13 protein-coding genes are annotated in these 13,157 nt (G+C 71.5%); 5 read left to right on the top strand and 8 right to left on the bottom strand.

Annotated features, from left to right (window positions below; all coding sequences use genetic code 11):
• Together ACZ5C2_RS38085 and ACZ5C2_RS38090 are read right to left on the bottom strand one after the other, a co-directional pair.
• A partial coding sequence (locus ACZ5C2_RS38085; RefSeq protein ID WP_468801486.1) for a maltotransferase domain-containing protein occupies nucleotides 1–573 on the bottom strand: 573 nt, incomplete at its 3' end.
• Between the two features lie 73 nt (nucleotides 574–646).
• Entirely contained in the window at nucleotides 647–949 is a 303-nt protein-coding gene (locus ACZ5C2_RS38090; protein ID WP_468801488.1) for a DUF5133 domain-containing protein, read from the bottom strand.
• A 354-nt stretch (nucleotides 950–1,303) separates the two neighbouring features.
• Here ACZ5C2_RS38090 and ACZ5C2_RS38095 point away from each other — a divergent pair, with 354 nt between their 5' ends.
• Nucleotides 1,304–1,816: a pep a2 gene (locus ACZ5C2_RS38095; protein WP_468801490.1), complete on the top strand. Its 513-nt coding sequence runs from the start codon at nucleotides 1,304–1,306 to the stop codon at nucleotides 1,814–1,816.
• Nucleotides 1,813–3,957: a glycogen debranching protein GlgX gene (gene glgX, locus ACZ5C2_RS38100; RefSeq protein ID WP_468801492.1), complete on the top strand. Its 2,145-nt coding sequence runs from the start codon at nucleotides 1,813–1,815 to the stop codon at nucleotides 3,955–3,957. The genes ACZ5C2_RS38095 and glgX overlap by 4 nt, the downstream gene beginning before the upstream one ends.
• Before the next feature lie 19 nt (nucleotides 3,958–3,976).
• Here glgX and ACZ5C2_RS38105 read toward each other — a convergent pair whose 3' ends face one another.
• A complete protein-coding gene (locus tag ACZ5C2_RS38105; protein WP_468801494.1) occupies nucleotides 3,977–4,777 on the bottom strand; it encodes a VOC family protein in 801 nt (266 codons plus the stop codon).
• A gap of 250 nt (nucleotides 4,778–5,027) precedes the next feature.
• Between ACZ5C2_RS38105 and ACZ5C2_RS38110 the strand changes: the two genes are divergently transcribed.
• Nucleotides 5,028–5,348, top strand: coding sequence for an ANTAR domain-containing protein (locus ACZ5C2_RS38110; RefSeq protein WP_468801508.1), 321 nt, complete (start codon nucleotides 5,028–5,030; stop codon nucleotides 5,346–5,348).
• Nucleotides 5,349–5,369: 21 nt separating this feature from the next.
• Here the strand turns inward: ACZ5C2_RS38110 and ACZ5C2_RS38115 are convergent, their stop codons facing one another.
• On the bottom strand, nucleotides 5,370–6,161 hold the full coding sequence (locus ACZ5C2_RS38115; RefSeq protein WP_468801495.1) for an RNA polymerase sigma factor SigF: 792 nt from the start codon (nucleotides 6,159–6,161) through the stop codon (nucleotides 5,370–5,372).
• Between the two features lie 496 nt (nucleotides 6,162–6,657).
• Between ACZ5C2_RS38115 and ACZ5C2_RS38120 the strand changes: the two genes are divergently transcribed.
• Complete coding sequence (locus ACZ5C2_RS38120) at nucleotides 6,658–7,176, top strand: hypothetical protein (RefSeq protein WP_468801497.1); 519 nt, start codon at nucleotides 6,658–6,660, stop codon at nucleotides 7,174–7,176.
• A gap of 7 nt (nucleotides 7,177–7,183) precedes the next feature.
• Here ACZ5C2_RS38120 and hemC read toward each other — a convergent pair whose 3' ends face one another.
• From hemC to ACZ5C2_RS38135, 3 genes are all read right to left on the bottom strand, one after another.
• The gene (hemC, locus tag ACZ5C2_RS38125) at nucleotides 7,184–8,140 is read right to left on the bottom strand and encodes a hydroxymethylbilane synthase (protein WP_468801499.1); all 957 of its coding nucleotides are present in this window, start codon (nucleotides 8,138–8,140) and stop codon (nucleotides 7,184–7,186) included.
• 83 nt (nucleotides 8,141–8,223) lie between these two features.
• On the bottom strand, nucleotides 8,224–9,000 hold the full coding sequence (locus ACZ5C2_RS38130) for an NPP1 family protein (RefSeq protein WP_468801500.1): 777 nt from the start codon (nucleotides 8,998–9,000) through the stop codon (nucleotides 8,224–8,226).
• 145 nt (nucleotides 9,001–9,145) lie between these two features.
• The gene (locus tag ACZ5C2_RS38135; protein WP_468801502.1) at nucleotides 9,146–10,126 is read right to left on the bottom strand and encodes an ATP-dependent DNA ligase; all 981 of its coding nucleotides are present in this window, start codon (nucleotides 10,124–10,126) and stop codon (nucleotides 9,146–9,148) included.
• A 734-nt stretch (nucleotides 10,127–10,860) separates the two neighbouring features.
• On the opposite strand from ACZ5C2_RS38135, the gene ACZ5C2_RS38140 reads away from it, so the two are divergent.
• Nucleotides 10,861–11,268, top strand: a complete 408-nt coding sequence (locus ACZ5C2_RS38140) for a DoxX family protein (RefSeq protein ID WP_468801504.1) — start codon at nucleotides 10,861–10,863, stop codon at nucleotides 11,266–11,268.
• Nucleotides 11,269–11,377: 109 nt separating this feature from the next.
• On the opposite strand, the gene ACZ5C2_RS38145 is transcribed toward ACZ5C2_RS38140, so the two are convergent.
• The gene (locus ACZ5C2_RS38145) at nucleotides 11,378–12,949 is read right to left on the bottom strand and encodes an IS1182 family transposase (protein WP_468801506.1); all 1,572 of its coding nucleotides are present in this window, start codon (nucleotides 12,947–12,949) and stop codon (nucleotides 11,378–11,380) included.
• Nucleotides 12,950–13,157 lie beyond the last annotated feature (208 nt).

Consider the following 13,157-nt stretch of genomic DNA (forward strand, 5'->3'; position numbering starts at 1 on the left):
CAGGGGGAGCGGATCACTGCTGGTGACCAGCTCCCGCAGCGGATGCCGGGCCAGCACCGCGTCCACCTCCGGCGTCAACGCCGCCGCCAGCCGGGTGGCACAGGGCAGGGAGTCGTCGCGCAGGGTCTCAGCCGCGGCCAGGACGACGTCCTGGCCGTCGTCCCGCGGCACCCCGGCCGCCGCTCGCTCGTGGAGATCGGCGCCCTCCTCCAGGACCAGGCCGGTGTCGATGCCCGCCGGAACCTTGATGGCGGCGGTCCTTCGCCAGGTGGCCACGGGGTCGCCCCAGGCCTCGACGCGATAGGTCCACTGCCCCGGGGCGTGCGCGGTGACCTCGGCGCCCCACCGGTCCGTGCCGGGTGTCAGCTCCCGCATCGGGGTGAACGGCCCCGGACGTCCCTCGGGATCCTTCAGTACCACGTTGGCGGCCACCGCGTCGTGCCCCTCCCGGAAGAGGGTGGCCGTGACCTCGAACGTCTCGCCCACGACGGCCTTCGCCGGCCGCCTGCCGCAGTCGACGGACGGCCGGACGTCCCGTACCGGGACACGACCGATGGTCCGGGTCGTCTTCATGGGTCTTCGCACCTCCGCCGTGCTCGGCGCCCGGGCCGGCGCCCGGGCGTGGGACCAAACAGCGGCGGGAAGGTCATTGCCTTCCCGCCGGGGAGCGCCGCTCGACGGCCGGCGGGCCCCGTCGAGCCGTGGCGGCCGGACGGGGCCGGTCCTTCTGTTCCTGCAAGTAGGTGACGACGGTGGTGCGCAGGTACCGTTCGGCGGCGTCCGCCGCCTCCCGCGCGCAGCGCTTGCCCATCAGCACACAGAGGGTGTAGCCGGAGTCCTCGAAGGTGGCCCGCACCGTGTGGTCGGTGGGGGCCGCCAGCATCACGCGTTCCCAGGCCCGGTAGCGACGCAACTGCCGGGAAACTTCGGCTTTGGCGGGTAGCAGCATGCGCCGTTCACCTTTCCGGGGCTCGATTCCGGGCGCGTTGTCCCGACGGTCGGGCGGGACCGTACGCACAGATGCACGGACCCGTAACGGCGATCGAGGTCTTCACACATGGTGCACGGGTGATAACCCAACGTCTTGTTGGGTTTTCAATGACTCTGGGTGGGCCGCGTCCCGCCCGTCCCGCGCTCAGCTGTCGGCCCGTGCGGCTCAGTCGTGCGCTCGTGTTGCACGAATGGACCAACCCCCTCACTCTGAAGGTGACTCAGAAGCGATACCCGCTCACGTTCCGTGCCCGGGGGCTCGTCCCGCAGGGGCGAGGAAGAACGGGAGCTTCGCGGTGAGGAGCCAACGACCATGAAGACCGCAGTGCCCTGCTACTACCACCTCGACGTGGAAGTCAGCCCGGAGAAGGTGGGACAGGTCAGTCGCATACTGGCCGCTCACCTTCGGTTCTGGGACCTGGAGAACCTGATGGAACCCGTCTGCGGCGGCGCCGAGATGCTGCTGCGCGCCATCGACGAGCACGCCACCGACAAGAACACGTCGATCGAGATGTGGTGGAACGGCCAGCACCTCATCACGGCCATCGGGGACCACGACCGCGCCCTGCGCCCCGACCAGGAGCTGCGCGGCTGTCTCGAGCACATCGCGGCGAGCAGCGACGGCTGGGGCTGCTGCGCCACCGAGACCGGCAGCAAGGTCATCTGGTTCTCGCAACGCGCCCGCGCGGGCGAGCGCGTCCCACTCGTGCCGACCGCGCCCGACCCGCGCGAGAGCGAGGGTCTGGACCTGCCCCGCGAGCTGAGCGCTCTCACGGTCACCGGCCGGGTCCGAGCGCCGGGCGGCCTCCTGGAGGAGGTCCGGTGACCCGGCGACAGACCCGGAAAGGGGCGCCCGCGTGGAGCGGGCGCCCCTACCCGCTGGGTGCGACCTACGACGGCGAGGGCACCAACTTCGCGCTGTTCAGCGAGGTCGCCGAACGCGTCGAACTGGTCCTGGTAGACGACGCCGGCCGGCACTCCACCGTACGGCTCACCGAGGTCGACGGCTTCGTCTGGCACGGCTACCTCCCTGGCGTCGGCCCCGGACAGCGCTACGGCTACCGGGTCCACGGACCGTGGGCCCCGGCGGCCGGCCACCGCTGCAACCCGGCGAAACTCCTCCTCGACCCCTACGCCACCGCGGTGGACGGTCAGATCGACAACCACCCCTCCCTGTACGAGCGCAGCCCGCACGGTCCCGACCCGGCCGACAGCGCCGGCCACACCATGCTCGGCGTGGTGACCGACCCGGCCTTCGACTGGGGCGACGACACCCCGCCCTGCCGCCCCTACTCCGACACGGTGATCTACGAGGCCCACGTCAGGGGAATGACCCGCACCCACCCGGATGTCCCCGACGAACTCCGTGGCACCTACGCCGGGCTGGCGCACCCTTCCGTGGTCGAGCACCTGACCTCGCTGGGCGTCACCGCCATCGAACTGATGCCGGTGCACCAGTTCGTCCAGGACGGTGTGCTGCAGGGCCGTGACCTGACCAATTATTGGGGCTACAACACCATCGGCTTCTTCGCCCCGCACAACGCCTATGCGGCCCGGGGCACCCGCGGACAGCAGGTCACCGAGTTCAAGAGCATGGTGAAGAGCCTGCACGCGGCCGGGCTCGAGGTGATCCTGGACGTCGTCTACAACCACACCGCCGAGGGCAACGAGAAGGGTCCCACGCTCTCCTTCCGGGGCATCGACAACTCCTCGTACTACCGCCTGGTGGACGGCGACTGGCGCCACTACTACGACACCACGGGCACCGGCAACAGCCTGCTGATGCGCCACCCCTACGTACTCCAACTGATCATGGACTCGCTCAGATACTGGGTCACCGAGATGCACGTCGACGGTTTCCGGTTCGACCTCGCGGCCACCCTGGCCCGGCAGTTCCACGAGGTGGACCGCCTGTCGGCGTTCTTCGACCTGATCCAGCAGGACCCGGTGATCAGCCGCGTCAAGCTGATCGCCGAACCCTGGGACGTGGGCGAGGGCGGCTACCAGGTGGGCAACTTCCCGCCGCTGTGGTCGGAGTGGAACGGCCTGTACCGGGACGCCGTACGGGACTTCTGGCGCGGGGAGGAGCACACGCTCGGCGAGTTCGCCTCCCGGCTGACCGGCTCCTCCGACCTGTACGCGCACAGCAGACGCCGGCCCCGCGCCAGCGTCAACTTCGTCACCGCGCACGACGGCTTCACCCTGCGCGACCTCGTCTCGTACAACGACAAGCACAACGAGGCCAACGGCGAGGGCAACCGGGACGGCGAGAGCAGCAACCGGTCCTGGAACTGCGGCGCCGAGGGCCCCACCCGCGACCCGGCCGTGCTGGAACTGCGTGCCCGCCAACAGCGCAACTTCCTCGCCACGCTGTTGCTGTCCCAGGGCATCCCGATGCTCTCCCACGGCGACGAACTCGGCCGCACCCAGCACGGCAACAACAACGCCTACTGCCAGGACAACGAGACCAGCTGGATCGACTGGCGGCTCACCGCGGAACAGCGCGGTCTGCTGGACTTCACGCGTACGCTCATCTCCCTGCGCGTCACCCACCCGGTGCTGCGCCGCCGCCACTTCTTCCGGGGCGAGACGGTGCGGCACGCGGACCAGCCGCTGCCCGACCTGGTGTGGCTGCTGCCGAACGCACAGGAGATGACCGACGACGACTGGCAGCGCTCCGACGCCCACTCGGTCGGCGTGTTCCTCAACGGCGACGCCATCGCCGAACCCGGCCCGCGCGGCCGGCGCCTGGTCGACGACTCGTTCCTGCTGCTCCTCAACAGCCACTGGGAGCCGGTCGGTTTCCGGCTGCCGGACGCCTCCTACGGCGAACGCTGGACGGCCCTGATCGACACCGCCGACCCGGACGGCACTCCCGACGAGGCGGAACACAAGGCCGGCACCACCCTCACCGTCGACGCCCGGAGCCTGGTTCTGCTGTCCCGCCCGTCCCGCACGTCACCGTGAAGGGCGGACCCGGAAGGCGTCAGCGCCCGCGGCGTGAGGTCACCGTGAACTGGGCCCCCTCGTTGTCGCGGAGCACGGCCTCCTCCGGGCCCTCGAAAAGCACACTGCCGCCGTGCCGCTCGGCGGCGCGTGCGCAGGCCGCCACGTCCTCCACCGCGAAATGGACCTGCCAGTGGGGCCGGATCCGGGGGTCGGGAGCCGATCCCAGCGCCCCCGACTCGATGCGCGCCACCACCTCCCCGCCGCTGCGCAGCACCACTTCCTCGCCCTCGTAGTCGACCTCGCAGTAGCCGGCCTCGGCCGACGCCCAGTCGAAGACCTCGCCGTAGAAGATCGCGGCGTCGAAGGCATCCCGGGTGTGCAGCCGGAAGAACGCGGGCTGCGCCCGGTGCCAGGCGGGCCAGTCGGTGAACAGCTCCCCCTCCCACACGCCGAACGTCGCCCCGTCCCGGTCGGCCAGCAGAGCCGCACGCCCGGGCGGCAGGGAGAGGGGACCGACCGCCGCGGTGCCACCGCGCTCCTGCACCCGTGCCGCGGCCTCGTCGGCGCTGCGCACCGCGAAGTACGGCGTCCACGCCACCGCCATCTGCCACATGCCCGCGACCGCGGCGATACCGGCCACCGGCCGGCCGTCGGCCAGCGCGACCCGGAACTGGTCGCCCAGGCGCATCGGGCGCCACTCCCAGCCCAGCACCGCCCCGTAGAACTCCTCGGTGGTCCGCACGTCTCGGCTGGTCAGGCTCACCCAGCAGGGCGCACCGAACACCGAGTGCGTCGAGAAGACTTCCGTCGCGGCGGGGGAGGGCATGTCGTGGTTCATGGCAGTCGTGTCCTGATCTCGTCGGCCTGGCAGCCACCCTGATGGCACCAGTGTCCGCCGGGTACCGGCCCGGGCGCCTGCCGAGTACCCCGGCGGCGGCCCCGAAACGGTGACCCCGCACGCCCCCGGACCGCCCCGGTGGCACGGGGCGGCACCAGTAGCGACGATGGATGGATCGGACACTGGGTGAAGGCACTCAAGCACTATGCGAAGGCACCACGAGAGCGGCACACCGGACCCGGAGGTGACCATGCCCACGGACGGGGGCGCGGACCGGATTCTCCAGCTGGAGGAAGAGGTACAGCAGCTGAAGGACGCGGTCGTCTCGCACGCGGTGGTGGACCAGGCGATCGGCATGATCGTCGCACTCGGGCGGGTCTCGCCCGACCAGGGCTGGGCGGTACTCAAGGAGGTCTCCCAGCGCACGAACATCAAACTGCGCAACGTCGCCGACATGATTCTCGTCTGGGGGCGCACCGGCCTGCTGCCGGCGGAGGTGCGCACGATGCTGGAGGAGGTCCTGGGCCGGCTCGGCCCCACCCGGCTTCCCGGCGCGCCGCCGGAGCGCTGACCGTCCGCGCCGGGCCCCCGCTCAGCCGGTCTCGGACCGCAGTTCCTCGCGCAACTGGGTGAAGCAGCTGCTGAGCAGCCGGGAGACGTGCATCTGCGAGATGCCGAGCTGGTCGGCGATGCCGCTCTGCGTCATCCCCCTGAAGAAGCGCAGATAGAGGATGAGCCGCTCGCGCTCCGGCAGCGCCTGGAGGCAGGGCCGTGCCGCCACCCGGTCGACGACGGTGTCGTAGGCCGGGTCCGGTCCGCCGAGGGCGTCCCCGAGGGCGTATCCGTCGGTGCCCGGCATCTCCGCCTCCAGCGACAGCGCGGAGAAGCACTCCAGCGCCTCCGTCCCGGTGCGCACCTCGTCCTCGGTCAGCTGGGCGTACGCGGCGATCTCGGCGACCGTGGGAGCCCGGCCCGGGGTCCTCTGCGCCAGTTCCTTGGCGGCGTGCCGCACGCGGTTGCGCAGGTCCTGGACCCGGCGCGGTACGTGGAGGGTCCACATGTGGTCGCGGAAATGGCGTTTGATCTCACCGGTGATGGTGGGTACGGCGTACGCCTCGAAGGCGTTGCCGCGCGCCGGGTCGTAGTGGTCGACGGCCTTCACCAGACCGAGCGCAGCCACCTGGTACAGATCCTCCAGGGCCTCCCCACGCCCCCGGAACCGGACGGCGATCCGTTCTGCCATGGGCAGCCAGGCCGTCACCAGCTCGTCGCGCAGCATGCGGCGCTCGGGCCCATCGGGCAGACCGGCCAGACGCGCGAAGTCCCCGGCCGTGTCGGGGGCGTCATCGTGGGAGTGCGGCTTCCTGGGACTGACGGTACGCATCACGCGCACCTCCCTGAGCGGGTGCCGGATGGACAGACCCCGTGGGAAGCGGCGACTCGGACCGGACGGGCCCGGGGCCGGCGCACCGGTTCCCACGGACGTGCCTCCTGTCCGAAGCACTGAACATTCCATTCCCCGTGCATCGTCATTTCAAAACGGCTTCCGGAATTCACCTGCTCCGCATTCCGTAAGGGGTACGTTCTGGAATCAAGGGAATTCGGTGCGTGAAATGCGGGCCCGGCTCGGCGGGCGGCTCGGGCCCGCCCCGCGTCCGGCGCCGTGGCCGCTGCCGCGGTGCGCTGCGATCACGGTGGAGGACGTGATGTGCGGCACGCCGCGGCGGTGGCCCCGGCGGGCCGGCCGGGGGATTCCTCCAGCGCAGCGCTTGATCACTGGTCGGCTAGGGCGAACTGCCTGACCACGGCGCATTCCGCCCATTTGACAGTGCGCTGAGCCCACAGATAGGAAGCAGCGGACAGAAGTCGAAAGGTGCACCGTGTACGAGCCGAACGTGGTCGGGGACTGGCAGGAGTATGACGAGCATGCCGGTCTGCGGGTCCGCGTCCACCGTCTGGAACCGGGTGAGCCGCCGCGCGGACGGGACGACGCCGCCGAGTCGCTGGCGTACTTCAGTGTCCGTGTGACCGTCGAGAATCGTGGGAATCGCCCTTTCTGCATCCATCTCGAGGACGGCCAGATCGACGTTCGGACCGGCCCCGACGGTGAGAGCGCATTCATCGACTGGCGCAACTCGCAGTTCATTGAGGGATTCGACGTCCATCCGCTGCGCCGGGCCACCGCTGTGCTCTACGCGGCCGGCCCCGAGGCGTCTCTGAGTCAGGTCGACGTCCAGGTGCAGCTGCGCGCCGACGACGAGTGGGCCGGGCGCCGGCTCTGGACGGGTGGCGTCGGGGTGGAGGGCTCCGCGGGGACGCCCGTCGGCGCGTGCCGGGACAGCCTCGCCCAGCAGGTGAGCGTCTTCCTCCAGGAGCAGGCGGAGGAGGGCACCTCCTGAGCGGACGTCAGTGAGGGATGCCGTCGATGATCTCACGGGCGCCCTGATGCAGCAGGGCCACGGCGACCGAGGTGCCGAGCGTGGCCGGATCGAGCCGGCCCGCCCACTCGTGCGCGTTCAGCCGGGTCTTGCCGTCCGGGGTGAAGACACAGGCCCGCAGGGAGAGGTCGCCGCCGCGGTCCACCCGCGCGTACCCGGCGATCGGGCTGTTGCAGTGCCCCTGCAGCACATGCAGGAACATGCGTTCGGCAGTGGCCTCGCGGTGGGTGTCCGGATGGCCCAGGGCGCCGACCGCTTCGATGAGAGCGGTGTCGTCCTCGCGGCACTGCAGGGCGAGGACGCCCGCGCCGATGGGCGGCATCATGGCCTCGGGAGAGAGCACTTGGCTGATCACGTCGGTGCGGCCGATGCGTTCCAGGCCGGAGAGGGCGAGCAGCAGTGCGTCCGCTTCCCCGGCCGCGAGCTTCTCCAGCCGCCGGCCCGCGTTGCCGCGCATCGGCACGCACCGCACCTGTGGATGGGTGGCGGCCAGCTGGGCGGCCCGGCGCGCCAGCTGGGCGGCCCGGCGCACCGAGGAGGTGCCGATCCGGGTCCCGGGCGCGAGTCCGTCCAGGGGGAGTCCGCCGGGATGCACCAGGGCGTCACGGACGTCGTCCCGCTCCAGGAACGCGGCGAACACCGTGCCCGCCGGAAGCGGCCGGTCGGCGGGCACGTCCTTGAGGCAGTGCACGGCGACATCCGCCTCGCCGGAGAGCAGAGCGGCGTCCACCTCCTTGGTGAACGCGCCCTTGCCTTCCACCTTCGACAACGCTCCCGGCCACCTGTCCCCGGTCGTCCTGACGGGCACGACTTCGGTGCGTACACCGGGATGGGCGGTGGCCAGCTCCGCCCTGACCCGGTCCACTTGGGCGAGCGCCATCGGTGAGTCGCGGGAGACGATGCGGATCAGTTCGTGGACCGGCATGCCGGACACGATAGACCCTCGGAGGGCCCTTCCCGTGCCGGGAACACCGTACGGCATGCCCGGCGTCAACGGGCCTGCCGCGGTCAGCTGTTGGGGTCGAACGGGATGCCCGACGGCTTGGCGGCCGCGAGGTGGGAGGCGAAGCTGCCGTCCTTCAGGCCGAAGTGGGCGCTGCCGAAGTCGTGCGAAGCGAGCTTGTCGCGCAGTCCCGCAGGATAGCCGTTCCAGCCGACCAGGGCCGGGTACTGCCAGCTGCCCCTGTGGTTCTCCGGTGGTTCGTCGCCCGCGCTCGCGAGGCGGAAGCAGTGCGTGCCGATGCCGTCCTTGTGGTACACGATCTTCGGATGCGTGCCGTCGAAGCGCACCGCCGACCGGGCGTGGACGGAGAACGAGCCGTGGTTGGACGTGGCGACGTACTGGGCGGCGCCGTCCCGTACCCACACCACGACATGTTCCCAGTCGTGGCGGTGCCCCCCGAGACCGGTGCCCGGCAGGGCCTGGTCCTTCTCGAAGTACAGGGCGTAGACCACGGCGCACCAGCCGTTGTTGCACGTGGAGCGGGCGTAGCCGTTGGTGTTGCCCAGGTCCGCGGCGTCGCGGCAGTTGCCGTTGAGGGCACCGGTCGGCTTGAGGCCGGGGTTGACGGCGCCGTCCGGGCCGATCGCCGCCGTGGGGTAGCAGCCGTCGGTGTCGTAGTCGTAGGCGGGCTGGAACGTCTGCTCCAGCGTGTCGGCACTGGCGGGCAGGGCGGGTGGGGGAGCGGCAAAGGCGGTGGCGGGGAAGGCGATGACGAGTGCGGCCGCGCCGGCCAGGCCGGTCAGCCACCTCCTGCTGTGCGTGCGGAACGTGCTCGACGACACTGCGTCCTCCTCTTGGCCCAGGCGCAGCCCAACGGCTGTGGGGGGTAGGGGAGTTCAGCATCCCGGTTAGACGCATACATGCCAAGAGGGTGCAGGCGTACCACTGGTGAAGCGTGGGACAACAGGTGCGCCGCCGGACGTGGGATCACACCATCTCGTCCGGGATGTCGGCCGCCGCCTCCTCGGGAGCCAGGTCGGGCCGCAGGCGCAGCCAGGACGGCTGGCGCAACATGCCGTCCCGGGTGCGGGTGCTGTAACGCACCTCGCCAACCAGCCGGGGCACCACCCAGCGCGCGCCCGCGACGGACGGCACGGGGTCGAAGGGGCACACGTCGGTGGCCGCCGCCCGCAACAGCCCGGCGAGCTCGGTCCGTTCGGCCTCGCTCCAGCCGGTGCCCACGCCGCCGACGTACCGCAGCCGTCCACCCGCCCGCTGCCCGGCCAGGACGGCGCCGGGCAGCCCGCTCAGCCGCCCCTTGCCGGGCAGCCAGCCGCCGACCAGGACGTCCTCGCTGCGCATGTTGCGGATCTTGATCCAGGCGCGGGACCGTACTCCCGGCTCGTACACCGAGTCCAGCCGCTTGCAGACCAGGCCCTCGAGCCCGTGCTCGAGGGTGGCCCGCAGCGCTCGGGGGCCGTGGCCGACGATCGCGGCCGGGGTGGACCAGGCCGGCCCGTCGAGGCGGAGGTCCAGCAGGGTTTCGCGGCGCCGGACGTAGGGCCGGTGGATCAGTGACCGCCCGTCCAGATGCATCACGTCGAACAGCACCAGATGGACCGGGACCGCCGCCGCCCGCCGGGCCGCCCTGCCGGGGGCGTGTGCCAGGCCCATCCGGGACTGGAGCAGCTGGAAGCTCGCCCGGCCGTCCGCGTCGAGGGCGAGCACCTCCCCGTCCAGGATCGCGGGCGTGGCGCCCAGGGCGGTGGCCAGCGGGCTGAGCTCCGGGTAGGCGCCCGTGATCTCCTGGCCGGAGCGGGCCCGCAGTACGAGCGTGCCGTCCCCGGGGAGGTAGACCACCGCCCGCTGTCCGTCCTGTTTGGTCTCGTAGGCCCAGCGGGCGTCCGCCGCCGGGGGCGGCAGAGAGCCCGATGTGGCGAGCATGGGTGGGATCAGGGGCAGGGTCACGGGTGAGGTGTGAACCCCCGCGCCGGGCGCCACGCGCCGGCCGCCGGGGTTTCGCCCGAACGGCGGCGGGGAGCCCGGTCGGTCGGTCGGGTGACGCGACGAGAGGGTGAAGGGCGGGGGGTGGCTCCGCACCCCCCGCTCCCCGTCGTCCCCGCCACCGCGGAAGTGGACGGGACCGAGCGCGCTCCACCGCATCACCCGTCTGATGCTCCCGCGCGCGCCGGCACGGGCGGCTGAGGGCCGTGGCGGGGATGCCGCTGGACCGGGCAGCGGTCGCACTGCCGCGGAAGACGGCCGGCGCCGAGCCGATGCGGCCGGGGAAGCCGGCCGCGCGGCCGGGTGCGGAGGCCTCGCACGCCGCCCGTGCGGTGCGGCAGCCGCCGAAGTCCGGGCCACGGCACCCGTCACCCGTGTCCCGAACCCCGATGACCGCCGCGCACAGAGCGCATCGGGCTCACCGGGGAGGGCCGGCAGCCCATCGCCCCGGTCCCCGAGTCCGGTGTCCGGGCACGCGGGCGGCGCCGGCCTCCGGCCGCCCGACGATCTGCGGCAGCCCGCCACTCTCGTCCACCGCGGGGCCGATGACTCCCTCGCCCGTGCCGCCGACGGCAACGCGGACCCCGCGGACACCCCTGACAGCGGAATCCGCCCGCGGATCCGGCGCCGGGACCCGATGCCCCGCAGGGTACTTACCATCCGGTAATGTCGCGCGGCAGGTCACCGGAGGAGGAACCGTGTCACGGTCTGAACGTTCGCCCCTGCTGCTCGCCGGCCTGCTGGCCGCCGCGGGCACCGCCCACTTCGCCGCCCCGCGCCAGTTCGACCACACGGTGCCGCGCTCCCTGCCCGGCTCGCCGCGGACCTGGACCTACGCCAGCGGCGCCGTGGAACTGGCGCTGGCCGCCGGTGTGGCACTGCCCCGCACCCGCAAGGCCGCAGCCCTGGCCTCGGCGGCCTTCTTCGTCGGCGTGTTTCCCGCCAACGTGAAGATGGCCGTCGACTGGCGGCACCGCCCCGCCCCGCAGAAGGCCCTGGCCTTCGGCCGGCTGCCGCTGCAACTGCCCCTCGTGCTCTGGGCGCGCGGTGTCGCCAAGAACGCGGAGGGCCGTTCATCAGATTGCTCCGTGGATACTCCGCCCTGAAGGACTCCGTTGGGGAATGCATGTTTCGAGCTACCTGGCCTGGTCATGCGGCAAGGTCGAGGCGGGTGAGGTGAGAGAGCCGGGTTGTGCCGAGCGGGGTGTTGTTGAGTCAGCCATCGACGCGGATGAGGTTGATGGCGGTGGCGGACAGGACGTTCGCGAGGTGCGTTTTGGCCTGGCCGCGGTAGGGCGTGTGACGCAGTCGGGTGCGGCGGACTGCCTGGGAGATGGTGCCCTCGATGCCGGCGCGGACGTCGTAACGGGCCTTCCATTCCGCGGTCTGCTGCTCGGCACGTTGCCGGGCCAGGGTCTGCTGCTGCTCGCGCGGCAGCAGGGTCAGGCTGCGGCCCCACTTGCCGTTCGCGGCCTTGGTGCACCGGGGACGCAGCAGGCATGGGCCGCAGTCGGCGAGCGCACAGTGGGCCCGGGCGATAGGGGTGCCGCTGGGCTTGCGCTGGTCGGACCAGCTGATGCTGCTCGCTCCCTTGGGGCAGGTGACGGTCTTGGCGTCCCAGTCCACGTGGAAGGCCGCCTGGGTCAGGTCCGGTGCGCCGTCGGCTTCGCCGCGTTTGGTGTGGTGGGTGTCGGCGCCGACCGGGCCGAGCAGGGTGATGCCGTGGTCATTGCGGGCGGTGAGGATGTGGGCGGCGGTGACGTAGCCGGAGTCCACCACGTGCTCGTCAGGCGTCAACCGGCGCTTTCCCAGGCGCTGGTGGACGGTCTGGGTCATCTCGTTGTCGTCCACGGTCGCGTCCGTGGTCTCCACGTTCGTGATCAGGTGGGGCGCGTCCGGCTCACAGGTCTCGGTCAAGTGGGCTTTGTAGCCCGTCCAGCCGGACCCTCGCTTGACGCCATAGCGCGCATCGAGGTCGTAGGGGGAGGCCAGCCGCCGTCTGCCCGGCGGGAGGTCCTTGCCCTCCCGCCAGCGCACCCCCTGCCCGTCCCGGTGGTACTGCTCCTCCCAAGCGCGGTGCAGGACCTGCACTGCCGGGATCTCACACAACCAGACCGGGGCAGTGGCCTGGCCGACGGCGTCCAGGAGCGCGAAGCCGTCCCGGCCTACCTGCCCGGCCCATTCCCGGCGGACGTCCTCTCCCTTCGGGAAGCGGTAGTTGTCGACCTTGGCCCCATAGCGTTCCACCCACGAGGAGTCGATCAAAGGGCTCAGCCAATCGGGGGCGGCTGCGGCCAGGGCCTCCAGCGCCGCCCGCAGCGTCTCGCCGACGAATTCCATCCGGTTCAGCGTGCGCACCGCGGCCAGTACGTGAGTGGAGTCGGTGCGTTGCCTCCCGCCGGCACGCAGCAGCCCGGCGTCCGACAGCCGGGCCAGAACCACCTCCAGGACCCGCTCCTCCAGGCCGTGGCCGATCAGGCGGGAGCGGAAGTCACCCAGGACCGTGAAGTCAAAGCCCGGGTCGTCGAGCTCCAGCCCGAGGAGGAACTTCCAGTCCATCCGGGCCCGCACCTGGTCAGCGGCCTGCCGGTCGGACAGCCCCTCGGCGTATTGGAGCACCGACACCAGCGCCAACGCTCCGGGCGAGATGGCCGGACGCCCCCGCCCCAGGAAAGCCTCGGAGAAGGCCGTGTCATCGAACACCGGACCCAGCGCTTCCCGGATCCGGATGGCCAGGGCCCCCTTGGGAAACGCGGCTCGCACCACCCGCGCCGTCAGCTGCGGCACCCCGCCATCCGATCGCGACTCCAACGACATCCGCCCTACCCTCTTCACCGACCGAACCGATCAGGAAGACCAACGACACGACCACGCCCGAATCACGCATTCCTCAGCAGAGTCCTTCAGGGCGGTGAGGAAACGGACTCCTGCGGAGCAGGTTAGGGAGCGGGGTTTCGCCGCCAAGGCGAAAGGTCGTGCTCTGACCAGCAGGTTT

The organism is Streptomyces sp. NPDC031365, from assembly GCF_055569765.1.